Source organism: Flavobacterium sp. Root901, assembly GCF_001429765.1.
Lineage (GTDB): Bacteria > Bacteroidota > Bacteroidia > Flavobacteriales > Flavobacteriaceae > Flavobacterium.
This window is the reverse complement of sequence record NZ_LMJB01000005.1, coordinates 1,160,591-1,185,106: the sequence shown is the minus strand read 5'-3', so window position 1 is coordinate 1,185,106 and position 24,516 is coordinate 1,160,591. Positions and strand designations below refer to the sequence as shown.

At 35.5% G+C, this 24,516-nt stretch carries 22 protein-coding genes and 1 tRNA gene; 12 read left to right on the top strand and 11 right to left on the bottom strand.

Annotated features, from left to right (window positions below):
• Positions 1-7 precede the first annotated feature (7 nt).
• The 3 genes from ASE21_RS08835 (at position 8) to rpoN (ending at position 6,126) form a co-directional block, all read left to right on the top strand.
• The gene (locus ASE21_RS08835) at positions 8-2,374 is read left to right on the top strand and encodes an efflux RND transporter permease subunit (protein ID WP_057122225.1); all 2,367 of its coding nucleotides are present in this window, start codon (positions 8-10) and stop codon (positions 2,372-2,374) included.
• A gap of 689 nt (positions 2,375-3,063) precedes the next feature.
• Positions 3,064-4,512 (top strand): asparagine--tRNA ligase, encoded by a 1,449-nt coding sequence (gene asnS / locus ASE21_RS08825; protein WP_057122223.1) that lies wholly within the window; start codon positions 3,064-3,066, stop codon positions 4,510-4,512.
• Between the two features lie 153 nt (positions 4,513-4,665).
• Positions 4,666-6,126, top strand: a complete 1,461-nt coding sequence (gene rpoN / locus ASE21_RS08820; protein WP_057122222.1) for an RNA polymerase factor sigma-54 — start codon at positions 4,666-4,668, stop codon at positions 6,124-6,126.
• Between the two features lie 942 nt (positions 6,127-7,068).
• Here rpoN and ASE21_RS08815 read toward each other — a convergent pair.
• Entirely contained in the window at positions 7,069-7,488 is a 420-nt protein-coding gene (locus ASE21_RS08815) for a hypothetical protein (protein ID WP_242410240.1), read from the bottom strand.
• Positions 7,489-7,514: 26 nt separating this feature from the next.
• On the bottom strand, positions 7,515-8,105 hold the full coding sequence (locus tag ASE21_RS08810; protein ID WP_053473446.1) for a thymidine kinase: 591 nt from the start codon (positions 8,103-8,105) through the stop codon (positions 7,515-7,517).
• A 235-nt stretch (positions 8,106-8,340) separates the two neighbouring features.
• Here ASE21_RS08810 and ASE21_RS08805 point away from each other — a divergent pair, with 235 nt between their 5' ends.
• From ASE21_RS08805 to ASE21_RS08775, 7 genes are all read left to right on the top strand, one after another.
• Entirely contained in the window at positions 8,341-9,291 is a 951-nt protein-coding gene (locus ASE21_RS08805; protein ID WP_057122220.1) for a hypothetical protein, read from the top strand.
• Positions 9,292-9,383: 92 nt separating this feature from the next.
• Complete coding sequence (rsmI, locus tag ASE21_RS08800; protein ID WP_057122219.1) at positions 9,384-10,103, top strand: 16S rRNA (cytidine(1402)-2'-O)-methyltransferase; 720 nt, start codon at positions 9,384-9,386, stop codon at positions 10,101-10,103.
• Positions 10,104-10,232: 129 nt separating this feature from the next.
• Positions 10,233-10,577: a HopJ type III effector protein gene (locus ASE21_RS08795; RefSeq protein WP_057122218.1), complete on the top strand. Its 345-nt coding sequence runs from the start codon at positions 10,233-10,235 to the stop codon at positions 10,575-10,577.
• A gap of 241 nt (positions 10,578-10,818) precedes the next feature.
• Positions 10,819-12,522, top strand: coding sequence for a single-stranded-DNA-specific exonuclease RecJ (recJ, locus tag ASE21_RS08790; RefSeq protein ID WP_057122217.1), 1,704 nt, complete (start codon positions 10,819-10,821; stop codon positions 12,520-12,522).
• Positions 12,509-13,792 carry an MFS transporter gene (locus ASE21_RS08785; protein ID WP_057122216.1) on the top strand — a complete coding sequence of 428 codons (1,284 nt, stop codon included), beginning with the start codon at positions 12,509-12,511 and terminating at the stop codon, positions 13,790-13,792. Before recJ ends, ASE21_RS08785 begins: the two co-directional genes overlap by 14 nt.
• 165 nt (positions 13,793-13,957) lie before the next feature.
• Complete coding sequence (locus tag ASE21_RS08780; protein WP_057122215.1) at positions 13,958-14,314, top strand: hypothetical protein; 357 nt, start codon at positions 13,958-13,960, stop codon at positions 14,312-14,314.
• Positions 14,315-14,396: 82 nt separating this feature from the next.
• On the top strand, positions 14,397-15,608 hold the full coding sequence (locus ASE21_RS08775; protein WP_057122214.1) for a cytochrome c3 family protein: 1,212 nt from the start codon (positions 14,397-14,399) through the stop codon (positions 15,606-15,608).
• Here the strand turns inward: ASE21_RS08775 and ASE21_RS08770 are convergent, their stop codons facing one another.
• The 4 genes from ASE21_RS08770 to ASE21_RS08760 all read right to left on the bottom strand — a co-directional run bounded on the left by ASE21_RS08770 (position 15,609) and on the right by ASE21_RS08760 (position 18,112).
• Positions 15,609-16,352: a UDP-2,3-diacylglucosamine diphosphatase gene (locus ASE21_RS08770; RefSeq protein WP_057122213.1), complete on the bottom strand. Its 744-nt coding sequence runs from the start codon at positions 16,350-16,352 to the stop codon at positions 15,609-15,611.
• Between the two features lie 73 nt (positions 16,353-16,425).
• On the bottom strand, positions 16,426-16,878 hold the full coding sequence (locus ASE21_RS08765; RefSeq protein WP_057122212.1) for a 6-pyruvoyl trahydropterin synthase family protein: 453 nt from the start codon (positions 16,876-16,878) through the stop codon (positions 16,426-16,428).
• Between the two features lie 31 nt (positions 16,879-16,909).
• On the bottom strand, positions 16,910-17,086 hold the full coding sequence (locus tag ASE21_RS21940) for a hypothetical protein (RefSeq protein ID WP_165871933.1): 177 nt from the start codon (positions 17,084-17,086) through the stop codon (positions 16,910-16,912).
• Positions 17,087-17,347: 261 nt separating this feature from the next.
• The gene (locus ASE21_RS08760; protein WP_057122211.1) at positions 17,348-18,112 is read right to left on the bottom strand and encodes an enoyl-CoA hydratase/isomerase family protein; all 765 of its coding nucleotides are present in this window, start codon (positions 18,110-18,112) and stop codon (positions 17,348-17,350) included.
• A gap of 104 nt (positions 18,113-18,216) precedes the next feature.
• On the opposite strand from ASE21_RS08760, the gene ASE21_RS08755 reads away from it, so the two are divergent.
• A tRNA-Ala gene (locus ASE21_RS08755) sits at positions 18,217-18,290 on the top strand.
• A 63-nt stretch (positions 18,291-18,353) separates the two neighbouring features.
• Here the strand turns inward: ASE21_RS08755 and ASE21_RS08750 are convergent.
• From ASE21_RS08750 to ASE21_RS08735, 4 genes are all read right to left on the bottom strand, one after another.
• Positions 18,354-18,956 (bottom strand): hypothetical protein, encoded by a 603-nt coding sequence (locus ASE21_RS08750; RefSeq protein ID WP_057122210.1) that lies wholly within the window; start codon positions 18,954-18,956, stop codon positions 18,354-18,356.
• A gap of 25 nt (positions 18,957-18,981) precedes the next feature.
• Entirely contained in the window at positions 18,982-20,460 is a 1,479-nt protein-coding gene (locus tag ASE21_RS08745; RefSeq protein WP_057122209.1) for a hypothetical protein, read from the bottom strand.
• Between the two features lie 7 nt (positions 20,461-20,467).
• Positions 20,468-21,070, bottom strand: a complete 603-nt coding sequence (locus ASE21_RS08740) for a hypothetical protein (RefSeq protein ID WP_057122208.1) — start codon at positions 21,068-21,070, stop codon at positions 20,468-20,470.
• A gap of 285 nt (positions 21,071-21,355) precedes the next feature.
• On the bottom strand, positions 21,356-21,586 hold the full coding sequence (locus ASE21_RS08735; protein ID WP_057122207.1) for a hypothetical protein: 231 nt from the start codon (positions 21,584-21,586) through the stop codon (positions 21,356-21,358).
• Positions 21,587-22,004: 418 nt separating this feature from the next.
• On the opposite strand from ASE21_RS08735, the gene ASE21_RS08730 reads away from it, so the two are divergent.
• A complete protein-coding gene (locus ASE21_RS08730) occupies positions 22,005-22,715 on the top strand; it encodes a S24 family peptidase (protein ID WP_057122206.1) in 711 nt (236 codons plus the stop codon).
• Between the two features lie 326 nt (positions 22,716-23,041).
• Here ASE21_RS08730 and ASE21_RS08725 read toward each other — a convergent pair whose 3' ends face one another.
• Complete coding sequence (locus ASE21_RS08725; protein ID WP_082603452.1) at positions 23,042-24,484, bottom strand: arylsulfatase; 1,443 nt, start codon at positions 24,482-24,484, stop codon at positions 23,042-23,044.
• Positions 24,485-24,516 lie beyond the last annotated feature (32 nt).

Genomic DNA, 24,516 nt, shown 5'->3' with positions numbered 1-24,516 from the left:
AGAATTTATGAAAAACGCTATTCAAGTTGGGTTTTGGGAAAAATTAGCCAGAATCATACTTAAAAACAGAATTACGATTTTGGTTGTTGTCGCGGCCCTTACAATTTTCCTTGGCTACCAATGGAAAAACCTTGCTATGACGTATTCCGAAGCTAATTTACTTCCTAAAAACCATATTGCAAATAAAGATTATCAAAAATTCTTAGATAAATTTGGAGAAGAAGGAAATCTGGTTGTAATAGGTTTTAAAGATCCGAAGTTTTTTACTCCAAAAAACTATGCGGCATGGAACGAATTAATGACAGGTTTAAAAAAATCTAAAGAAGTTGATTTAGTTGTTTCTTTAAACGATTTAAAAAAATTAGAAAAAGATACCGTAAACCAAAAGTTCGTTTTAACTCCTTTCATTGACCAAAGTAAAGCTGTTGATCCTGAATATTTAAAAAAGATTCAATACGATTTATTTCACAATCTGCCTTTTTATGAAGGTTTGCTTTTTAACAAAGAAAGCGGAAGTATAAGATCTGCAATTTACATTAACAAAGCCCTTGTAAATACAGCAGGAAGAAAAACTTTTATACTTGAAAATTTAGTTCCGAAAATCGATAAGTTTGAAAAAACCACAGGTATTGACCTTCGCGTTTCCGGAATGCCTTACATCAGGACAATTAATGCAGATAATATGAAAGGTGAAATCGCGCTTTTTATCGGAGCTGCACTTTTTACCGTTTCTTTGATTTTCTTTTTCTTTTTCCGTTCGTTCAGAGCAACTTTTATTTCAATTTGTATTTTAATTGTCGGCGTAATCTGGTCTTTCGGAACATTAGGATTATTTCATTATAAAATCACGATTTTAACAGCCATCATTCCACCATTAATTATTGTAATCGGAATCACAAACTGTATTTTCCTGATTAACAAATACCAGCAGGAAATTAAACTGCATAACAATCAGGCAAAAGCTTTACAGCGTATTATTTCAAAAATTGGGGTTTCGACTTTAATGACGAATTTAACGACTGCAATTGGTTTTGCAACTTTTATGATTACGGGAAATGATCTGCTTTTTGAATTTGGACTGGTAACTTCTATCAACGTAATTTCGGTATATCTTTTAACGCTTTTAATTGTACCTATTGTTTACAGTTTTATGCCGCTGCCAAAAGAAAAACATTTATACCATCTGACTAAAACTTATATTTCGACCTTATTAAATGTTGTCGAAAATATAGTTAAAACAAAACGCAGATACGTTTATATTGTATATGGTTTGCTTTTGGTATTTAGTGTAATTGGTGTTTCGCAAATGAAAGTTTCAGGAAGTTTGATTGGTGAGATGCCAAAAAGTGCTTCTTTCTTTAAAGATATTTTATTCTACGAAAAAGAATTTAACGGAGTTATGCCTTTGGAAATCATGATTGACACCAAAAAGAAAAAAGGTGTTATGAAGGCTTCTACGATTCGCAAAATGGATGAACTGCAAAATACGATTGCAGAAATTCCTGAATTGGCAAAACCGGTTTCGATTGTCAATCTGGTTAAATATTCCAAACAGGCTTTTTATAATGGAAATCCGGAATATTACCAATTACCAACTTCGCAGGAGCAGACTTTCATTTTAAGTTATGCTAAAAATGCAACCAAAAACAGCAAAGAAAATTTAATGAAAGCCTACGTAGATTCGACCGGACAATATGCCAGAATCACCACTTTCATGAAAGATATCGGAACGGATGAAATGGCGAAAGTAGAGAAAAAACTTCACTCAAAAATTGATGAAATTTTCCCTAAAGATCGTTTTGAAGTTACCGTTACCGGAAAGGCATTGGTTTTCCAGAAAGGAACTTCGTATCTGGTTGGTAACTTAATCGAATCATTGATTTTTGCTATTTTAGTTATTGCAATATTGATGCTGTATTTATTTCGCTCTTTCAAAATGGTTTTTGCTTCGGTAATTACAAATATTTTACCGCTTTGTATTACTTCAGGATTAATGGGGTATTTAGGGATTCCATTGAAGCCGTCAACGATTTTAGTTTTCAGCATTGCGTTCGGAATTTCGGTGGATAATGCGATTCAGTTTATGGCAAAATATCGACATGACTTTCTTCAAAGCGGCGGAAAAGTGAAGAAATCTGTTTTTAGTTCGTTGAGAGAAACCGGAATCAGTACTTTTTATACTTCGGTAGTTTTGATTTTAGGTTTTGCCACTTTTACATTGTCAAGCTTTAGCGGAACAATTGCGCTTGGAGGATTAATTTCCTGTACTTTGGCTTTTGCGATGTTTGCGAATCTGGTTGTATTGCCTTCTCTGGTTTTGACTTTTGAAAAGAAGAAAACTAAGAAAGAGGAATTGGAGAGTTTGGAGAAGTAATTTTTTTGCCCGAATTCAAAAGCTTAGACAAAATGGTAAAGAAAAGCATATTGCCAATTATTTTTTTGTTTTTGTACACTTTAAATTCTCATGCAGAAGGACAAGATGGATTAAATAAAATAGCCAATATCTTTAATTTAATTTATAATATTGGGATTTTAATTTGTATCACTTGTTATATAATTATTGCAAGAGTTATTTTGAAATCGGTTTTGAATAAAAAAACAATAACGTTTTTTGGAAAAAAAATAAACAATACCGCTTTTCGAACTTCAGTTGTGATAACATTTTTATCAGCAATATTTTTAGGAATGATTGTATGGCTATATGATAGTTTTTAACTTGACAAGACAATTATAAAAACACAATATTGTCATTTCGACGAAGGAGAAATCTCTGCGACAATATTCTACAAAGATTAGAATTACTTTACAGAGCTACTTGCGGAGATTTCTCCTTCGTCGAAATGACAAAAATACGAAGTAAAAAAAATACTTCTTTTGAAAACGAATATCCTAGCCCTGATAGAAGCGGCATCCTTTCTATTTTTTCTTTAAAAATAGAAAGATACAGCGGATAGCAGGAAACAGCTTCAAAAATTAATTATTATCGTTTATATTTGCAATTCGATATAAAAAACACTGATTCTATTTAATGTAAAATCAGCAATCTAAAAATCTAAAATAACAATGAAACACACAAAGGTTAAAGACTTATTAAACAGTACGACGACGCTGCAGGAAGTGAATGCAAAAGGATGGGTGAGAACTTTTAGAAATAATCAGTTCATCGCGCTTAATGACGGTTCTACCATTAATAATATACAATGTGTTGTTGATTTTGAAAATACTCCGGAAGAAACTTTAAAAAGAATCACTCCAAGTGCTTCGATTTCTGTAATTGGAACTCTGGTAGAAAGTAAAGGTGCGGGACAGAAATATGAAATTCAGGTTTCTAAATTAGAAATTCTTGGTGATTCTGATGCAGAAGCTTATCCAATTCAGTTAAGAAACAGACCTAGTTTAGAATTTTTACGTGAAAAAGCACATTTACGTGTACGTACAAATGCTTTTGGTGCCATTATGCGTGTGCGTTCGGTATTGTCTTATGCGGTTCACAAATATTTTCAGGACAAAGGTTTCGTATATGTAAATACGCCGATTATTACCGGAGCCGATGCTGAAGGTGCAGGAGAAATGTTTCAGGTAACTTCTTTACCATTGGATAATCTTCCAAAAAATGAAGAAGGAAACATTGATTACAAACAAGATTTCTTTGAAAAGCATACCAACTTAACGGTTTCAGGACAATTAGAAGGTGAAACTTTTGCAATGGCTTTGGGTCAGATTTATACTTTTGGGCCAACCTTTAGAGCAGAAAACTCAAACACTTCTCGTCACCTGGCAGAATTTTGGATGATCGAGCCGGAAGTTGCTTTCAACGATCTTGATGATAACATGGATTTGGCTGAAGATTTTATTCAGTACGTAATTAAATATGCTTTGGACAACTGTAAAGATGATTTACATTTCTTAGAAGGAAGACTTCTTGAAGAAGAAAAATCAAAACCACAGGCAGAAAGAAGTGAGATGGCTTTGCTAGAGAAACTAAACTTTGTTTTGGAGAATAACTTCAAACGTGTTTCTTATACTGAAGCAATTGATATTTTAAGAGATTCAACTCCAAATAAAAAGAAGAAATTCCAATACCTAATTAACGAGTGGGGAGCAGATTTACAGTCTGAACACGAGCGTTATTTAGTTGAAAAACACTTTAAATGTCCCGTAATTTTATACGATTATCCGGCAAACATTAAAGCATTTTACATGCGTTTGAATGACAATACAGAACCAGGAAGAGAAACGGTTCGTGCCATGGATATCCTTTTCCCTGGAATTGGTGAAATCGTGGGTGGATCTGAAAGAGAAGAACGTTATGATGTTCTGGTTCAGAAAATGGAAGCACTTGGAATTGACAAAGAAGAATTATACTGGTATTTAGACACCAGAAGATTTGGTTCTGCAACACACGCAGGTTTCGGTTTAGGATTTGAGCGTCTGGTATTGTTTGTTACAGGAATGACAAACATCAGAGACGTAATTCCTTTCCCAAGAACTCCTGGAAGTGCAGAGTTTTAATTTATTTAGTTTAAAAAAGTTTCAGGTTTCAGGTTTCAAGTTGTTGGAACCAGAAACTAAAAATTTATAAAATTTGTTTCAAGTTTCACGTTTCAGTTTTGTCATACTGTTGGCAACTTGAAACCTGAAACTTGAAACTTTTAACAAAAACAAATGCTCAAGCAATTTTTAAATTTAAAATTATCTCAAAAATTATCTCCACAGCAAATCCAGCTGATGAAGTTAATTCAATTGCCTACGCAAGCTTTTGAACAACGTTTATTAGAAGAAATGAACGAAAATCCGGCATTGGAAGCTGGTAAAGAAGACGAATACGAAGCTGATGAATTTGCGAATGAAGATTATGACGACTACGATGATGCCGAATCGGACAGAATCGAAGCAGATGACATTAATATTGACGAATATCTAAGCGACGATGATACTCCTGATTATAAAACTCAGGTAAATAATTACAGTGACGACGAAGAACGCGAAACACCTTTTGCTTCGCCAATTAGTTTTCATCAGGATTTAATTAATCAGCTGAATACTTTTATTTTAAATGATGAAGAACGCGAAATTGCTGAATTCCTCGTTGGAAGTATTGACGATATGGGTTATATCCGCAGAAGCGTTCCCGACATTGTAGACGATATGGCTTTTACCCAGGGAATTTATACTGATGAAGCAATGGTTGAAAAAATGCTGACGGTTATTCATGAACTGGAGCCTTCAGGAGTTGGAGCCCGTGACCTGCAGGAATGTCTTTTATTGCAGTTAAAGCATAAAACTCCAACAGAATATGTTGACCTTGCAATCGATATTATCGAGAATCAATTTGATGCTTTTACTAAAAAACATTACGACAAACTTTTACAAAAATACAGCGTTTCGAACGAACAGCTTAAAAAAGCGATTCATGAAATCGAAAGATTAAATCCAAAACCGGGCGGTTCTTTTACAGGAAACAATAAAGTCACGGAAAATGTAGTTCCGGATTTTGCTATCAGAATTGTAGATGGCGAACTGGAATTAACCTTAAACGGACGAAATGCTCCTTCCCTGCACGTTTCTAAAGATTATCAGGAAATGATGCAGACGTACAAAGATTCTCGTGATAAATCGACTGCACAGAAAGATGCAGTTCAGTTTATAAAACAAAAACTGGATTCGGCTAAATGGTTTATCGATGCGATAAGACAGCGTCAGGAAACACTTTTCGTGACGATGAATGCCATTATGCATTATCAGGAAGAATATTTCTTAGACGGCGATGAAACCAAACTAAAACCAATGATTCTTAAAGATATTGCGGATATGGTTGGCCTGGACATTTCGACAATTTCACGTGTTGCTAACAGCAAATATGTAGAAACGCCATACGGAACAAAACTAATCAAAGAATTCTTCTCTGAAGCGATGAAAAATGATCAGGGTGAAGATGTTTCGACTTTAGAAATCAAAAAGATTTTAAAGAATACGATTGAAGAAGAAGACAAGAAAAAACCTCTTCCAGACGATCAGTTAGCAGAAATTTTAAAAGAAAAAGGCTATCCGATTGCCAGAAGAACTATTGCAAAATACCGTGAACAGCTTGATATTCCGGTTGCGAGAATGAGAAAGAAAATTTAGGTTTTTCTTTTAAACTATACAAGAATATAAGTTCATTTAAAATCAAAAGCCCAATAAACTTTGGTTTATTGGGCTTTTGATTTTTGCTTTACAAACCGTCCTTGTTATTAACCGGATTAAAATCCGGCCTTACAATATAGTTCGAGCCAAAGGCTCTTTCAAAGTTCCAAAGGAACGAATCATTTTAATAGAGCTGGACTTCAGTCCAATATTTGTTGTTAAACCGGATTAAAATCCAGCCTTACAATATAGTTCGAGCCGAAGGCTCTTTCAAAGTTCCGAAGGAAAGAATTATTTTATAGAGCTGTACTTCAGTCCAATATTTGTTGTTAAACCGGATTAAAATCCGGCCTTACAATATAGTTCGAGCCAAAAGCTCTTTCAAAGTTCCAAAGGAACGAATTATTTTATAGAGCTGGACTTCAGTCCAATATTTGTTGTTAAACCGGATTAAAATCCGGCCTTACAATATAGTTCGAGCCAAAGGCTCTTTCAAAGTTCCGAAGGAACGAATTTTATAGAGCTGGACTTCAGTCCAATATTTGTTGTTAAACCGGATTAAAATCCGGCCTTACAATATAGTTCAAGCCGAAGGCTCTTTCAAAATTCCGAAGGAACGAATCATTTTATAGAGCTAGACTTCAGTCCAATATTTGTTGTTAAACCGGATTAAAATCCGGCCTTACAATATAGTTCGAGCCGAAGGCTCTTTCAAAGTTCCAAAGGAACGAATCATTTTATAGAGCTGGACTTCAGTCCAGTTTACATTAATTGAGATTATTCATCATTCGATTAATCAAACGTTCCTTCGGAACGTATCTCTCAAAAACCAAATATTTTTCTACCGATGAAACATTCCTACGGAATGAATAAGTCCTTTTAAAACAAAAAACCCGACAGGTTTTAAAAACCTGTCGGGTTACCAATTTGTAAAAGTTCAAATTATTTATATTGATCCGGCAATATTTTCACCGTAAACAAAAAACTTTTCTTTTTATCGCTATAACTATAAATCAAAGTATAATCATTATCTCTAAAAACCTGAAGTCCCGGATTTGCTTTTGCTGTACTGAGAAGACTTTTCTGAATTTCTTCCTGTATAACATTAACCTCGGCTGTTTCTTTTGTAACATTAAGCAGTGTCAAATTATACTGAACTACTCTTTCATCGTGCAGGCTGACACTATCTAAGCGAATGCCTTCCTGAATTTTAAGCGGGCAGCTTTTATTATATTTTGCCACTAATTCTGTTACTTCAGTTTTTACCTCACTTGATTTTTCAGAAAGAAAAAATTGAAAAAAAACAGCCAGGAAAACCGCAGCTACAATTCCAATTAATAGTAAAATATTCTGTTTTCTCATACTTTGCTTTTTCTGCATTTAAAAAATTATTTTTCCTGATTTTTTTTCATTGCCTTAAAATACGCTGCACGGCTAAGCGGCTCATACTCTTCGGTTTCACCAAGCATTACCAGCTTATCATTATCGGTTTTTCTAAAGCTGTAATTGGCCAGGTTTCCGGTTCGTGTGCATACTGCGTGAACTTTTGTAACATATTCTGCTGTCGCCATAAGTGCCGGCATTGGACCAAAAGGATTTCCTTTAAAATCCATATCAAGTCCTGCAACGATTACACGAATTCCCTGATTGGCAAGATCATTACAAACCGTAACAATTTCATCATCAAAAAACTGAGCTTCATCTATCCCAATAACATCGCAGCCTTGTGCCAAAATAGCGATATTGGCTGCAGCCGGAACCGGCGTTGAACGAATTTCGTTAGCATCATGAGATACTACCAGTTCGTCATGATAACGGGTATCGATAGCGGGTTTAAAAATTTCGACTCTTTGTTTGGCAAACTGAGCGCGTTTTAATCTGCGGATTAATTCCTCGGTTTTACCCGAAAACATTGATCCACAAATAACTTCAATCCAACCAAATTGTTCTTTGTGATTTACTGTATTTTCGAGAAACATTTTGTATTTTTCTGCCTTTAAAAATGAATAGTTTTTATTACTTTGTACTGGTAATAAATCGACGTAAAAATGTGCTGTTTTACATTTTTTCAAAAGTAGAAAATTTTTATCAAATCGGAGATTGGCAGAAGCTTATTAACAGAAATAAAAAAATATCTGCCAGATTTCCTCAAGAATAAAGACATTCAGACATCAAATACACTAAAATACCTTATTCACTATAATTTCAACAGTTATGAAAAAAAAATTGGAAGCCGATTTAATCAGCATTGCACATCGAATTTTGAAGCTTAAAAATAAATCCGATATCAATCAATTATATCTTGAAACACAGAAATTATATGAGAAATTAGCTGTTTTAAAATTTGTAGAAGAAAATTTCGACGAGGTAAAACCAACAATCAGCCACAGCGACATCAGTTCTGAAATTGAAACTATTTTTGAGAAAGAAGAAACTCCGGAAGAAATTATTACAGAAACTCCTGCTGATACTGAAGAAGTAAAAGCGGTAGAAGAAACTCCTGAAGTTCCCGTTGAAAAAGAAGAAGCTGCTGAGATTCCACAAGTAACAATTACAGAAGCTCCGGAGGAAATAACAGAAACTCCTGTTGAAGCATTTGAAAAAGAAGAACCTGAAAACAAGCCAGAAGAACTTTCGTTTACGACTGTAAATGAATTAAAACCAATTCCCGATTTCAGGCCTGCTTTTGAATTAGACACAACAGAAATAAAAGAGGAAGTTAAAGAAGATCCTAAACCGGAATCCAAAGCTGCTCCAATTCCCATTTCATTTGAGGATTTTGGAATTAATTATGCTGATGCACAATTTGTAAAAGTAGACAGCTTCGACCCTGTTACCTCAGCAAATAAAGATTTGAATGAGAAAAAAGATATAGAAATTCCTGTTCTGGAAACATCAAAAGAGACAAAAGCTGTTTCTCTAAACGAGAAACTGGCAAAAGGTTTTCATATTGATCTGAATGACCGAATTGCTTTTACAAAAAATCTTTTCGGAAACAGCACTGAAGATTACAGCCGTGTTTTAAACCAATTATTGACTTTTGATTCTTTTGCAGAAGCAAACGATTTTATAGAAAATATGGTGAAACCGGATTACAACAACTGGGAAGGAAAAGACGATTACGCAGAACGTTTTCTTGGAATCATTGAGAAGAAATTTTCATAAAAATAAAATACCCATTATACGAATTAACGTACATTTTTCTCTGTGAAATTTGAAACACAAATTTCTGAAATTCGTGTTATAATATAAAAAATATGTCAAAATTATATATCGTTCCAACGCCAATTGGCAATCTTGAAGACATGACTTTTAGAGCCATTCGGGTTTTGAAAGAAGTCGATTTGATTTTGGCGGAAGATACGCGTACAAGCGGTAAATTGCTCAAGCATTTTGAAATTGGCACGCATATGCACAGTCATCATATGCACAACGAGCATAAAACGACTGAAAATTTAATTGCGCGTTTGAAAGCGGGCGAAACTATCGCTTTAATTTCAGACGCTGGAACTCCCGCAATTTCAGATCCCGGATTTTTATTGACCCGTGCCTGCGTTGAAAATAAAATTGAAGTAGAATGCCTTCCTGGCGCTACGGCATTTGTTCCGGCTTTGGTAAACAGTGGACTCCCAAATGATAAATTTGTTTTTGAAGGTTTTCTGCCTGATAAAAAAGGACGCCAGACTCGTTTTTTGGCTTTAGCCGAAGAAACCCGAACAATGATTTTATACGTTTCGCCTCATAAACTCGTTAAAACTTTGAGTGAGTTTGTGACGTATTTTGGAGAAGACAGACAAGTCTGCGTTTCAAGAGAATTATCAAAGTTACATGAAGAAAATGTCCGCGGAACTGCAAAAGAAGTTTTAGCTCACTTTGAAAAAACAGCACCAAGAGGAGAAATCGTCGTAGTCGTTGCCGGAAAAACAACCGAAAAAGAAGCTAAAAAAAGTAAATATTCGAAAGACGAAGAAGAATAAAAATATTTCAGCCACGACCAGAGCGATAGCGAACACGCGAAGCAATTTCACAAATTCCACTAATTAAAATTCGTGTAAATTCGTGTAATTCGCGGCAAAAAACAAATAAAAATTACCAAATAAAAGATCATGAGCATACAAGCCTTTTTAGAAAAACTAAGACAAAACCCAACTGAAAATACTTTCCCGGAAACAATTGCAGTAATTGAAGAAAATTACAACTTTACTCCAACTGCTTTTCAAAACGGAACACAACATAATGCTGCGGGCGAAAATTCTGGTTCTTGTAAATTATTTTCTTTCGCTAAATTGCAAAATTTAAGTAAAGAAGAAACTTTAGCTTGTTTTGGAGCTTTTTATTTTGAAGAAGTTTTGTGCGATCCAAACGGTACAAATCACCAGAATATTAGAAATTTCATCAACTCAGGCTGGGACGGAATTCAGTTTGAAGCAAATGCTTTGGAAGCAAAATAATTTTAGATTTCAGATTGTAGATTCTACATTATGAAACTAAATATTAAACCACGACCCGAGCGATAGCGAACAGGCGAAGCAATTTCACTAATTAAATTTGTGCTAATTCGTGAAATTAGCGGCAAAAAACACAGACTAAAAATCATTTTAATCCTTTTAGTCTGTGGCAAAAAAAAATATCAGTATAGATTAAACGATTTCCAAAATCTGAAATCTAAAATCTAAAATCTACAATTAAAAAATGCGTTGGACATTAAAACCAAAACCTTCTGAAGAGAAAGTCAAACATTTGGCACAAGCTTTAAATGTAGAAGATTTTGTAGCAGTACTTTTGATTCAGCGTGGCATTGAAACTTTTGAAGATGCCAGGAACTTCTTTCGTCCTTCTCTAGAACATCTTCATGATCCGTATTTAATGAAAGATATGGACAAGGCTGTTAATCGAATCGAAAAGGCAATTGAAAATCAGGAGAATATCCTGGTTTTTGGCGATTATGACGTCGACGGAACAACGGCAGTTTCCTTAGTTTCTTCTTATCTAAAATCACATTATCCGAATGTTGCGACTTATATTCCGGATCGTTATGACGAAGGTTACGGAATTTCATATAAAGGAATTGACTATGCAGACGATAATGGAATTTCATTAATTATTGCCCTGGATTGTGGTATTAAATCAATCGATCATATCGCTTATGCGAAAGCCAAAAACATTGATTTTATTGTTTGCGATCACCACCGTCCCGGAGAATTTCTTCCGGAAGCAGTTGCTGTTTTAGACCCAAAAAGAGAAGACTGTTCTTATCCTTATGATGAATTATGCGGCTGCGGTGTTGGTTTTAAACTGATTCAGGCTCTGGGCAAAAACAGAAATGAAACTATTGAGGATCTGATTCCATATCTGGATTTGGTTGCTACTGCAATTGCAGCAGACATTGTTCCCATAACGGGAGAAAACCGTGTTTTGGCTTATTTTGGTTTAAAAGTGATCAACAGCGAACCAAGACCGGGAATTAAGGCACTGGTGCCTCAGGTAAAAAAGAAAGTTTTAGATATTACAGATGTTGTTTTTATTATTTCTCCCCGAATTAATGCAGCAGGAAGAATCAAACACGGCAATCATGCTGTTGAATTATTGACGGAATTTGATTTTGAGCAGGCACAGCAATTTGCTTCAGAGATTGAACAATACAATGCCGACCGTAAAGATTTAGATAAAAAAATTACCAAAGAAGCGTTTCAGCAAATTCTGCAAAATAACGAAGAAGAGCGTTTTTCTACTGTTGTTTTTCAGGAAGACTGGCATAAAGGTGTTATCGGAATTGTAGCTTCAAGATTAATTGAAACTTATTACCGCCCTACTTTGGTTTTTACTAAAAGCGGCGATAAATATGCTGCTTCTGCCCGATCAGTAAAAGGATTTGATGTTTACAATGCACTCGATAACTGTTCAGAATATTTAGAACAATTTGGAGGTCATATGTATGCTGCCGGAATGACTCTGAAAGCCGAAAATTACCTGCTTTTTAAAGAAGCTTTTGAAAAATGCGTACAGGAAACCATTTCGCCCGAAATGCGAACTCCGGAAATCGAAATTGATGCAGAAATTAATTTTTCTGACATCACGCCAAAACTTATCCGGATTTTAAAACAATTCGAACCTTTTGGGCCGCAGAATATGACGCCTGTTTTTATGACTTCTGATATAAAAGACACCGGTTATGCTAAAACGCTGGGTGCAGAAGAAGAGCATTTAAGGCTTTTTGTCAAACAAGCTGACTCTGACGGAATAGCCGCAATTGGTTTCGGATTAGGAAAAAAATTAAACATAGCACAAAATCAAAATCTGTTTCAGCTGGCCTACACAATTGCCGAAAATGAATGGAACGGAACAGTTTCAACACAGCTTATGCTGAAAGACATTAGAACAAATGGAAGAAATTAAAGTAAATAAACGCGATCCTTATGAAGCGTTACGTTACAAAGAATTCAATGTATTTTTATTATTGCGTTTTGCCATGGTTTTTGCCTGGGCGATGCAGTTTATTGTAATCGAATGGGAAGTTTACAGTCTTACTAAAAATCCGCTTTCTCTTGGAATTATAGGTTTAATGGAAGTTATTCCGGCGGTTTCTATGGCATTATTTGCCGGACATATTGTCGATCAGAGAGAAAAGAAAGGTTTATTGGTAAAATGCATTTTAGGATTTTCTGTAATCAGTTTTGGACTGTTTTTATTGACCTGGCCTAAAATTGTCGGCGATTTATCTTCTAATGTAATCTTGTATTCTATTTATACTTTGGTATTTTTAGGCGGATTAGTTCGTGCTTTTCTTGGACCGACAATTTTCTCGCTGCTGTCCCTTATAATTCCGAAAAAAGTATATCCAAATGCTGCAACCTGGAGTAGTTCTGTATGGCAGATTGGTGCTGTAATGGGACCTGCGCTGGCTGGATTTTCAATTAACTGGATTGGAGTTCACTGGTCTATGTGTATCGTTTTTGGATTCTCAATTCTTTCTTTAATTGCATTATCACAAATCAGCACAAAACCAATTATAAATCCAAAAATTGGTGAATCTATAAAAGACAGTCTTACGGAAGGTTTAACATTTGTATTCAAAAACCAAATTGTTTTAGGAGCTTTATCTCTGGATATGATCGCCGTTCTTTTTGGAGGTGCAGTAGCGTTATTACCCGTTTTTGCGCAGGACATTTTAAAAGTGGGTGCAGAAGGATTTGGAATATTAAGAGCCGCTCCCGCAGTTGGATCCTTCATTACTATGATTGTTTCTGCTTATGTGCCTTTGTATAAAGATGCCGGAAAAAAGCTTTTAGTTGCCATATTTGTTTTTGGATTGTCTATTATTCTTTTTGGACTTTCAACATCGTTCTGGCTTTCTGTTTTTGCTTTATTTTTAAGCGGACTGGCAGACGGAATTTCCGTAGTAATCCGTCAGACTATTTTACAGCTTAAAACTCCGGATCATATGCGCGGACGCGTTGGCGCCGTAAATTCGATTTTTGTGGGATCTTCAAATGAATTAGGTGCTTTTGAAAGCGGTGCAACTGCCAAATTGATGGGAGCTGTAACGTCGGTTGTTTTTGGAGGAAGCGTCACACTTTTGACTGTTATTGTAACGGCATTAAAATCGCCGACTTTTAGAAATCTTGATCTTCATAAGGATATGGAAGATCATCAAAAATCAGAGTAATTCTATCGCAAACCGTATCAGTGATATAAGTTAATTTAATTGTTATTAAGCAAAAACTTAATTTTTTATATCACTGATAAGGGTTAAAATATTTTCTTTTTATGATTCTTTTATTTAGAATTAATATAAATAATATTTATATTTGTTGAAATAAAAGGATTTACAATGAGAGAAATAGAACAGATATACCATAATAATATTGGAATAGCCTTTTACTGGAAACAAAATAATCAAACTATTCTGAACAAAGTACAACTGGTTTTTAAAGAAACAGGTTTTTATTTTAGTGTTTCAGAGCTGAATCAGTTTTGTGATTTGATCGAAGACAGTTTAATCGAAAACGCTTGTTGTGAAGCCTGCGAAATGAAATATTCCTGCCACAAATTTTTATTGAAAACTCCCTGTTCTTCTATTGATCTGGCCGTTTCAATGAACGAATTAAAATCGATTAAAGATCTGATTGAAGGTTCATTATTCCGAATTGATTTAGACGAATATGTGTACGGAGCTGGATTAAACTAGAAGTCTTTTAAATATTTTAACACCATTTTTTCATTATTCAAATATATTTTGATTGTATTCAAAATAAAGTATATTTACAACAATGAAAAAAATTGGCTTTCTTTTTACTTTGGTTGTTTTAGCGGTTTGCTTTACAAACTGCAACAGCAAATCTGATGAATATATTGATCCGCGTGGTACAGATTACGCCGGTTCTGAAAGCTGCGTTCAGTGTCATCAGGTTCAGTATAATATGGCTTTACAAAGTTCTCATTTTAAAGCTACTGCTCCGGCAGTTCCGGGAAATGTTTTAGGTGATTTTGACGAAGATGACCATACTTTTATCTATGATAAAAATACCAGACTGGTCATGGAAAAACGAAACGACAGTCTTTATCAGGTCTTGTATAAAAACGGAAAAGAAGTCGAAGCGCACTGTTATGAGATTGTTTTTGGAATCAAACATGCCCAGACTTCTGTTTACTGGCGTGATAATAATACTTACGAATTACCTGTTTCTTTCTATAATTCTATAAATAACTGGGCCACAAGTCCCGGTTTTCCGGCAGACAAACCTTATTTTGACCGAATGGTGGTTAAGGATTGTTACTCCTGCCATGCATCAAACATTAGCAGCAGAAACGTTAACCAAAGTTCTGACCAGAAAAACTTCTTGTCTATGGAAGTAGAGGATATTATCGACAAAAAAACAATTGTTTACGGTATTGACTGCGAGCGCTGTCACGGCCCTGCAAAAAAACATGTCGAGTTTCATTTGAAAAATCCAAATGTAAAAACAGCAAACAGTATTACCAGTTTTAAAACTTTAAACAGACAGCAAAAACTAGATGCCTGTGCACTCTGCCATGCCGGAAATGACGGCATGAAAATGAAATCTCGTTTTGATTTTAAACCGGGAAATAATCTGAGTGATTTTTACAGAAATACCAGAAGTGTTACCGATACCGCTCAATTTGATGTTCACGGAAACCAATTTCGCTTAATGTCTCAAAGTAAATGTTTTATTAACAGCGAAAAAATGGACTGCATTACCTGCCATAATCCGCATGAAAATGCTTCAAAAAATATGGCGTCGTATTCTAAAATTTGCATGAGCTGTCATCAGGGCTTAAAACACAAAGAACAAACCCTCAAAATGATGCCGGAGAAATTAATGGCATCTAATTGCGTGGAATGTCACATGCCGAAAAAATCTTCAAACGCTATTAGTTTTCAGCTTTCGAACAGTAAACAGCTTTCAAATTATATTTTGCGAACACACAAAATTGGAATTTATCCGGCAAATAAAAAGTAATTACGATTCGAATTTCTGAAGCTCAAAAGTTTCGCCGTCAAAAACGCCGTACGTAAAATAGCCAATCCAGTCTCCAAGATTTACGTATTTTGAGTCCTCTCCTACCGGAATAATCATAGGCAGATGGCGGTGTCCAAAAATAAAATAATTATAATGTCTGGTTTCGAGTTTTCGTTTGGCATACAAAACCAGCCATTCGTTTTCTTCGCCTAGAAACTTAACATCTTCGTCTCCGGAAATTAATTTGTTTTTTACAGATAAATACTGCGCCAGACTCACTCCAACATCAGGATGCAGCCATCGGAAAAGCCATTTTGAAAACGGATTCGTAAATACCTTTTTCATTCTTTTATAGCCTTTATCTCCAGGGCCTTTTCCATCGCCGTGGCCAATTAAAAAAGTTTTTCCGTTAAAAGTAAATTCTTTATTGTCGTGATAGACCGGAATATTCAGTTCGGTCTGGAAATAATCATTCATCCATAAATCATGGTTTCCGACAAAAAAATGAATTGGGATTCCGCTGTCGCGAATTTCTGCCAGTTTTCCTAAAACGCGTACAAATCCTTTAGGTACAACCGTTTTATATTCAAACCAAAAGTCAAACAAATCACCCAATAAAAAAATCGCTTCGGCATCTTCTTTCACTTTATCCAGCCAGGCAACAAATTTTTGCTCACGAGGCAGGCTCAATTCAGGAGTTGGAGCACCAAAATGTTGATCTGAAGCAAAATATACTTTTTTCATAAGGAATTTTAGATTTTAGACTTTAGGTTTTAGATTCCCTGGAAAATTGGAATTTAAAAACTGAATTTTCCATTTAAAGATTATCACTCGCAAACCATTCTGCAAATGAAGATTCTGTTTCCTGTAGTTTAAGGGAGAAAAGTGAAATATCTTTTGGAAGTCTTGCTACAATTCTTTCTGCAAAATCGACTACCATGTTTTCGCTTGTTGGCTGATAATTTACTAAAATAACGTGATGCCCGCGGTTTTTTAATTCATTTGCCAATTCGATATGCGGCGTGGTTTCGTTAAAAACTGTTGCGTGGTCAAACTGATCGACGATTTCTTCTTTTACAATTTTCTTTAGGTCAGAAAAGTCAATTACCATTCCGAATTTCACATTAGACCGGTCTGTAATTGGCGAACCTATAACTGTTACCGATAATTTATAACTGTGCCCGTGAACGTTTTTACATTTTCCGTCGTAACCGTATAAAGCGTGTCCGGTTTCGAAACTAAATTGTTTTGTAATTCTGATTTTACTCATCGATATTAATTTTAGCTTGCAAATTTACAAATTAATAACCGTTTTCATCTCTTTTTTTAGCTCTGTTATACATCCAGTACGCAATTCCTATTAAAACGATAAATGGAATAAATGATCCAATGATTACACCTATTTGATAACTGCTGTCCGGCGCGTTTTTAATTTTCTCCGCTACATCGACTTTCTGAAGTAATGAAATGAGTTTCATTTTAAAATATTTAGTTGATTATTAGTCTGACAATTTTTGCCAAGGTTAAAACTTTGACAAAGGTGCATAAGCTTGGAGAGTTAAAATATGATATTTATTAGTTTAAAAGGCTGAAATTTAAACTCACAGAAACAGGTTTTCTGTTCTTCTAAAAGTTATTACAAAAATCTGCTTTCCTATAAATATATTGTTTGCCTTTACCACAGATTTCACAGATTAAAATGATTTTTAACTTCTTTGAATGTAAAATCTGCGGCAAAACTATTTTTTAAACTGCAGCAATGCCGATTTTGCAAAATCAGATAAAACCAGTTTTCCTGTAATGGCGGCTCTTTCAAAAAGCAGCGATTCCCAGGTTTCAGTACCTTCCCAGATGATTTTTTTCATTTCAGATAAAGCTTCGGGATTGTAGGAACTTAATTTTTGTGCAAAATTTAAAATAGCTGTATCCAGTTCTGCTGCACTATGAATTTCAGAATAAAGTCCGTTTTGGAGTGCCCACTCTGCAGATTTCCATTCGTGTGCTGCGAGGGTCATGCGGGTCATGGCGGTTTTACCAATTTTTCGTGAAACGGCCGGTTCAATTACAAAAGGCCCGATCCCAATGGCCAGTTCAGATAATTTTACAGCACTTTCCGGAGCTGCCAGAACATAATCGCAGGCAGCAATAATACCAACACCGCCGCCCACAGCTTTTCCCTGAACACGGCCTATTATAATTTTAGAACAGTTTCGCATCGCATTAAGCAAATGGGCAAAACCCGAGAAAAATTCTGTTCCCTGTTCTTCATTTTTTACTTCCAGAAGTTCATCAAACGAAGCACCTGCACAAAAAACTTTATTTCCTTCGCTTTGCAGAATAATAACCGAAACCGTTTCATTTCGGCTTAATGCATTGATTTCTGCGGTTAAGCGGTTGAGTAAATCCCTCGGAAAAGAATTCCCGGCCGAATGGCCAAATTGTACCGTTGCAATAGTATTGAAAAAAGAAGTTTCTAAACTTCCGTTTAAATTTTCTGAACTCATAAAATAGATTTTATCGTAAAGTTACGGTTTTGAAAAATAATTCTTTTGAAACTGTCAGAAATTTGTTTTTTGCCAATTAATTGACTTTATTTGCTAAACACTTTGGGGGATTAGCTCATTTGGCTAGAGTACTTGCCTGGCAGGCAAGGGGTGACCGGTTCGAATCCGGTATTCTCCACAAATTAAAAACCCTTGTAAAATATTTACAAGGGTTTTGTTTTTTTTATGCTCTGTCCTTATTTTATTTTGGAGCAAAAACTATATTCATATACGAATCGTAATTGGCATTTTTCAGTAATTTATACGTCATAACGCCATTTGCATCGATCCCGCTTATTTCTATTAAATCTGTATCGCAATAGGTTACATAATAACTAAGATCAGTAGGATTTGCAAAATACGGAATACTTGCAGGAGCTCCTGCGCTAGCCAGTTTTGGCGTACCAAACTCACTTACATATTGCGCATACAAATTTTTGGTTTGTGTTACGCCAATTAGAGCTGTGCTCGTTGGAATATTAATAGACGGCATGTAAAAAAACTTGCGGTTCAGTAATAAAGTACAGCCCCATGAAGGTGCAGCAGGCGTTCCGTTATTTACTGAGATGCAGTTTAAGTCTGTGTCGTATATCATTAAACCTGTGGCCGGAGTTGGCATGGTGTTTTTTTGTGCTGATGTAAGCTGCGGCATAAGCAGTCCTTTTGTTGTGCTGCTTATTTCTAGTGCTGCACTCGCATCTGGTGTCTGCGTACCGATACCTGTTTGTGCCTGAGCCGAAACAGCAGCCGCAAACAATACAACTGTCATTATACCTTTGCAGGCTGTTTTTAATAGTATTTTCATAATAATGATTTTTAAAATAAGTAGGTTATAAACCTAATGTATTTGTATTTTTCAAATCTACCCTAATCATCCTGTTTGTTTTTAACAAGCAGTCTACAGCTTCAGCCGAAAGTGTTGTAGGCGTTAAAGCAATATCTCCTGCTTTGAGCGGTGTGATTTTTACAGTATAAGTTCCCGGTAAGGCATAGGCGTGCGTAAAACTATAATCACTTTGTCCCGCTACAAGATTAATAACCTCAGTAGTGCTGTCTCCATAATCTACTGATAATTTTACAGGCACATCTGCACCTGCAGTTGTAACGGTTGTAGTAAATTTGTAATTATTTCCTGTACAGGCAAATGCGTGAGCAGTTGGCTTCATATCAAAAATAGACGCAGGAAAAGTTGGCAGACCCCATTTAGCAGTTCCACCCAAATAATTATTTAAAATATGTACTTTAACATTTGCCGCAACATCATTAGGATTTGGGATAATTCCTAAAGTTGTAGTACCATACTGAGATACATAAATTCTGCCGTCTGGCCCCAGCTGCATTGCCCCTCCAATATTATTTGATAGTAGTCTACCGGGTGCTGTCATAAAATCTGCAGTTGGCATTACCCATACTCCACTGCCCAGGTTCGATAAAAACAAATTTTTACCATCCGGAGAAAATTCTACACCATATAATTGTGCACCTGATATACTATAACTAAAAAATCGAATTTTCACATTATTTATTTTTCCGGTGGCATTGTCAAAATCTGCCAGCATTATTTCTTGTCCCCAAGCGTCGAGATTTGCATGACAGATAGTTTTACCATCCGAAGACATTTTCAAATATCCTTCGCTATAATCTCCTATTTTTTCTACAGCTCCTGGTATAGCGCTAACTACTGTTGGCGCACCATCTGCCGGAAATCCGTCTTTGGTAACCAGCCACGCCAACAAATAAGGGCCTGTACGATTTACCAGCCAATAGTCAATTCCGTTGGCATGACGCACAGCCATTGTATTCTCGTAAAGATTTGCTGTAGGCACATTTGTTCCACCATTTAAAGGAACATTTTTATTGGTAACAATTCCATTATTCCTATCCTCAAACACGCTGTAATATAATCCTCCATTATAATTTAAAAACTGACTATTTGAGATTATAAAGTAAAAATTAGGTTTTCCGGGCCAGGGCAGTAGGATTCCAGACTGTGCAGAGCTTGAATTACCATTAAGCCCAGTTGCGATTACGGCATTATTTTTATTATAAACTGCCATACCATCTGAATATACCATAGTTTCACCGGTAGTAGGATTAGAAAGCGCAAAACATCCCTCATTAGTACTCATCATACTTGTTATGTTTTTAGGAACATTAGGAACCGGAGTACCTGTCGCATCATTTACCGTTTGGGTTGCATTAAAAGTAAAACCAGCATAAGCGCCAAAATACCAGTTGTAGGCCTCTTTTTGTGCCTGAGCAGAAAAAGAGAATACCAGTATGGTTAAAAATAAAATAATTTTTTTCATGTCTTTTTTATTTTACTACAAAAACCACGTTCATAAATGAGCCATAGTCTGCTGCTTTAATAATATCATAATTTAAGATCCCGTCTGCCGTTATGCTGTTTACTTTAATTACAGTATCGTCGCAATTGGTTATATAGTAATACAAATCCGTCGCATTTGGAAAATAAGGAAGAGAAGCCGGTGCTCCGCTGCTTGCTTTTTTAGGAGTTAAAAACTGCGACTGGTACGTAGTATATAAATTAAGTGTTTTTCCTGTTGCCAATACCGAAGCATCTACCGCTACCGCAGGCATATAAAAGAAAGAAGTCAATAAGTCTTTACCCAGACAAATCCAGTTTGGTACAGCTGGTGTTCCTGCATTTTGAGAAACACATTTTTGTGTGGTATCATATACAATAAGTCCCGTTGCCGGAGTAGGAATTGCTGTTTTTTGAGCTGTTGTAACACGCGGAATCAACAATCCTTTTTTACCATCTGGAGATTTTACCTCGAGTGCAGCACTCACATCTGGTGTTTGTGTGTTGATCCCGGTTTGTGCATGCGTTTTACCTATACATGCAAAAAATAGTGCAGTACACAGTATTGTAATTAATTTTGATACTTTTTTCATGTCATGTTTAATTTATTTGTTAAGATTTTTCTGATATACATATAGCTGTTTAGAGCTAATAGAATTAACTAAACCAATACATTATCAGGATTTTGACAATTCGTAAAAAAGAATTGTATATAATTTTTATTTTATTCGGTTAGAGGGCGTTAAGTGGCTTTGCTCTCTGGTTTTTTTTAGAAACGCTATTGTGGTATTTGCGTCTTTCATTTCCAGCCTTAAAAGTCCGAATGATCAATGGTGAGATATTGAACAGGGCAGTAAATGAATATCTTTTGAAACTAATTAATGCTTGCTGCCTATAAGATTATTTTCTTTACAGAATTCTCTAATTATGTTATTAACAGCTTTCTCCATATTTTCATAATCTTTCTTAATATCGTCAGACTTAGGGCCGTGTGCATTTCCACTAAGGCACTTGCGTATGTAATATTTAGAAACCCGGTATTTCATAAACAAGGCTTCTAAAATATCCAGATTATAGGAGTTGTAAATATTTGTTTTTCTGGCGGCCATGATTACTTTGTTCTAAATTTGAAAGAATTACATGTCCCATTTTAGTCCCAAAACCTAAATTTTGGAAACTTACACTGACATTATTTGTTACTAAACAGCAATGGGCTTAATTTTTCTTCTTCATCTTCCTTTTTGTTTTTATTAAACATCATTTATCTATAATTTTAATGTCTTGTTCTTCAATTTTTTTTAACAAAGACAGCAATTTTTCATTTTTATGAAGCCTTTACAAAATATTCGCTTAAAAACATAGGTATTCATGCCCAGTTTGTATAATCTTTAGCACATATTGCTATAACTACACTAGGTTTTTCATATTTTTACCATCTTTTTCTTATAGGAAAATACGGCGCAAAGGTAGTAAGATATTTCTTAAATAAAAAATAAAAAGTAAGATTTTTTCTAAATAAAATGCTTTATGGCAGAGAATACAATACAGCGAATAAAAAAATACATTGACGCAAAGGGGATAAAGGTCAGTGTTTTGGAGCGGGAAGTGGGAATGTCGAATGGTTCTTTTGCCAGTCAGCTTAAAAACAATAAGACAATTGGTATTGATAAATTAGAAAATATTCTAAAAAAATATACCGATATTAATCTGGAATGGCTCTTAACCGGACAAGGAAGTATGTTAAAAATGAACACTTTGACCGAAAAAGACATCTCATATAAGCAGATCGAAAATTATAATCGCAATAAAACCTCAGAAAGTTTAGACATTCCGCTCTATGATATTAGCACAACGGAAGGAATTCAGGATTTATTTGGAGAAAATAAAAGCCAAAAACCGGTAGATTTTATCAGCATTTCTAAAATTTCCGATTATGACGGTGCTCTTTTTGTGGTTGGAGACAGTATGTACCCGTTATTGAGCAGCAGGGATATTGTAGTGTACAAAATAGTACATAATCCTGAAAATAATATTATTTGGGGCGAAATGTATTTAATTTATGTAAACAATGATGGAAATGAATTCTTTTTTACGCGTTTTTTAATACAGTCTAAGCGAAAATCTTACGTACAACTTGTTCCACACAACACGCATTACCAAATTATTGAGTTTCCTATAAGCAGTATAAAAGCATTGGCATTAGTAAAAGCGTCAGTACGGATTACTACGCAGTTTTAGGAGTTTAAATTTAATACAATTAAAAACCGCCAGCTCAAAAAATTTGAATTGAAAGGAAGCACAGCCCATTTGGTAATATAAAAACCTGTCATTGAGCCTCTGCGCAGAATGGCAGATGATATGGTTTTATCTGTATTTTTGATGGTTTCTTTCTTACATCCTGTTAATGCCAAAATGCAGATTATGAAAATACTGTACTTTATACTATTATTTTTAAGTTCCGTTTAATCCGTCATTTTTTACCGAATCGGTACAAAATTTTAATAAGCATTATTTTCTTTGTTATAAATTTCCTGCACAGAGACAGTAGATAAATACAAATAAATTTATTCTTTTGGAACCTTATAAGGATCAGGAGTTCCTGGTTTAATCAAAGGGTATTTCATAAGACTTTTTTCAAACTCTGCAATTATTTTCATCATAGACCCGGCTACCCAAGCGTTTGGGGTTAAACTTGAAGGATACTGCTCTTTAGGATCGGTATATAAATCGAATATCTGAGGCACACCAAGTTTAACCGGTGTGCTCCACCAATCTCTTTCTGACTGGTAAAAGGCAATCTTAAAATTTTTCCATTTAACTGCTTCCAGACGATCTGCAACAAATACCGGAAATCCATCACGGCCTGAAGGTTTTGTACCTAAGAAAAAATCTGTTTGATCTACACCATCAATCACGCGATCAGTAGGTTTCTGAGCACCGGCAATTCTTGCAAATGTTACAAAAGTATCTACCTCATGTATGATCTCATTGCTTACACGACCTGCAGGTATTTTTCCGGGCCATCGAATAATGAACGGTGTACGCAGTGACCCTTCCATATGAGTAAAATAGTAACCGCTCCAAGGACCAGATGAGCCTTGTGAAGGAGCTGTAGGATCAGGTCCGTTGTCACTGGTAAAAACAAAAATAGTGTTGTCCTGTATTCCCAGTCTGTCAACTGCATCAAGTATTTCACCTACATGGTTGTCCATTTCCGCCAGCGCATCGGGGAAATCGCCGTTTCCTGTTTTTCCGCTGAATACCGGATTTGGCAGAGCAGGAAAATGTACCAGTGTAAAAGGAACGTATGCATAAAATGGTTTCCCTGCCTGCACACTCCGCTGTATGAAATCAATAGTACGCTTCGTTATTTCAGCATCAATCAACCTGCGCTGCACGAGATCGTACACAGCCAGATTTTTACTTTTTTCTCCTTTACGGCCTTCCATTATCTGCATAAAATTTATTCCAGCCGCTTTTGCCCCCGCCTGTGAAGGAAACATTGACTCATCTGTAGTTCGCGGAATACCATACCACTCATCAAAACCCTGATTATTGGGCAGCCTTTCAGGATCGCTCCCTAAATGCCATTTACCAAAATGCGCGGTAGCATAACCTGCTGCTGATAATAATTCAGCAATCGTAATTTCCCATTGGGTAAGACCATCAGGAGAACCTGGCAGCGGCACGGAATGAGTTCCTGACCGTATAGCAAAACGACCTGTTAGTATAGCCGAACGGCTGGGTGTACATTGTGCCTCAACATTAAAATTTGTCAGGCGGGTACCCTCTGTTGCTAATTTATCTATACGTGGCGTTGGTGCTCCTCTTAATTCGCCTCCACCATAGCATCCTACTTCGCCGTAACCCAGATTGTCCATCAGGATAAAAATGATATTTGGTTTGTCATTAGATGAGGAAGATTTTTGCTGCGCACTGATTATTGAAAATCCTGCAAAAAATAAAATCAGGAAAATTTTAAAATCATTTTTATTTGTATTTGACATCTTAATTGATTTTAATTTAATGATGAATTGAT

Coding starts and splice junctions, on each gene's coding strand:
- ASE21_RS08835 (WP_057122225.1), top strand. CDS start 8: ATGAAAAACGCTATTCAAGTTGGGTTTTGGGAAAAATTAGCCAGAATC.
- asnS (WP_057122223.1), top strand. CDS start 3,064: ATGAAACACACAAAGGTTAAAGACTTATTAAACAGTACGACGACGCTG.
- rpoN (WP_057122222.1), top strand. CDS start 4,666: ATGCTCAAGCAATTTTTAAATTTAAAATTATCTCAAAAATTATCTCCA.
- ASE21_RS08815 (WP_242410240.1), bottom strand. CDS start 7,488: ATGAGAAAACAGAATATTTTACTATTAATTGGAATTGTAGCTGCGGTT.
- ASE21_RS08810 (WP_053473446.1), bottom strand. CDS start 8,105: ATGTTTCTCGAAAATACAGTAAATCACAAAGAACAATTTGGTTGGATT.
- ASE21_RS08805 (WP_057122220.1), top strand. CDS start 8,341: ATGAAAAAAAAATTGGAAGCCGATTTAATCAGCATTGCACATCGAATT.
- rsmI (WP_057122219.1), top strand. CDS start 9,384: ATGTCAAAATTATATATCGTTCCAACGCCAATTGGCAATCTTGAAGAC.
- ASE21_RS08795 (WP_057122218.1), top strand. CDS start 10,233: ATGAGCATACAAGCCTTTTTAGAAAAACTAAGACAAAACCCAACTGAA.
- recJ (WP_057122217.1), top strand. CDS start 10,819: ATGCGTTGGACATTAAAACCAAAACCTTCTGAAGAGAAAGTCAAACAT.
- ASE21_RS08785 (WP_057122216.1), top strand. CDS start 12,509: ATGGAAGAAATTAAAGTAAATAAACGCGATCCTTATGAAGCGTTACGT.
- ASE21_RS08780 (WP_057122215.1), top strand. CDS start 13,958: ATGAGAGAAATAGAACAGATATACCATAATAATATTGGAATAGCCTTT.
- ASE21_RS08775 (WP_057122214.1), top strand. CDS start 14,397: ATGAAAAAAATTGGCTTTCTTTTTACTTTGGTTGTTTTAGCGGTTTGC.
- ASE21_RS08770 (WP_057122213.1), bottom strand. CDS start 16,352: ATGAAAAAAGTATATTTTGCTTCAGATCAACATTTTGGTGCTCCAACT.
- ASE21_RS08765 (WP_057122212.1), bottom strand. CDS start 16,878: ATGAGTAAAATCAGAATTACAAAACAATTTAGTTTCGAAACCGGACAC.
- ASE21_RS21940 (WP_165871933.1), bottom strand. CDS start 17,086: ATGAAACTCATTTCATTACTTCAGAAAGTCGATGTAGCGGAGAAAATT.
- ASE21_RS08760 (WP_057122211.1), bottom strand. CDS start 18,112: ATGAGTTCAGAAAATTTAAACGGAAGTTTAGAAACTTCTTTTTTCAAT.
- ASE21_RS08750 (WP_057122210.1), bottom strand. CDS start 18,956: ATGAAAATACTATTAAAAACAGCCTGCAAAGGTATAATGACAGTTGTA.
- ASE21_RS08745 (WP_057122209.1), bottom strand. CDS start 20,460: ATGAAAAAAATTATTTTATTTTTAACCATACTGGTATTCTCTTTTTCT.
- ASE21_RS08740 (WP_057122208.1), bottom strand. CDS start 21,070: ATGAAAAAAGTATCAAAATTAATTACAATACTGTGTACTGCACTATTT.
- ASE21_RS08735 (WP_057122207.1), bottom strand. CDS start 21,586: ATGGCCGCCAGAAAAACAAATATTTACAACTCCTATAATCTGGATATT.
- ASE21_RS08730 (WP_057122206.1), top strand. CDS start 22,005: ATGGCAGAGAATACAATACAGCGAATAAAAAAATACATTGACGCAAAG.
- ASE21_RS08725 (WP_082603452.1), bottom strand. CDS start 24,484: ATGTCAAATACAAATAAAAATGATTTTAAAATTTTCCTGATTTTATTT.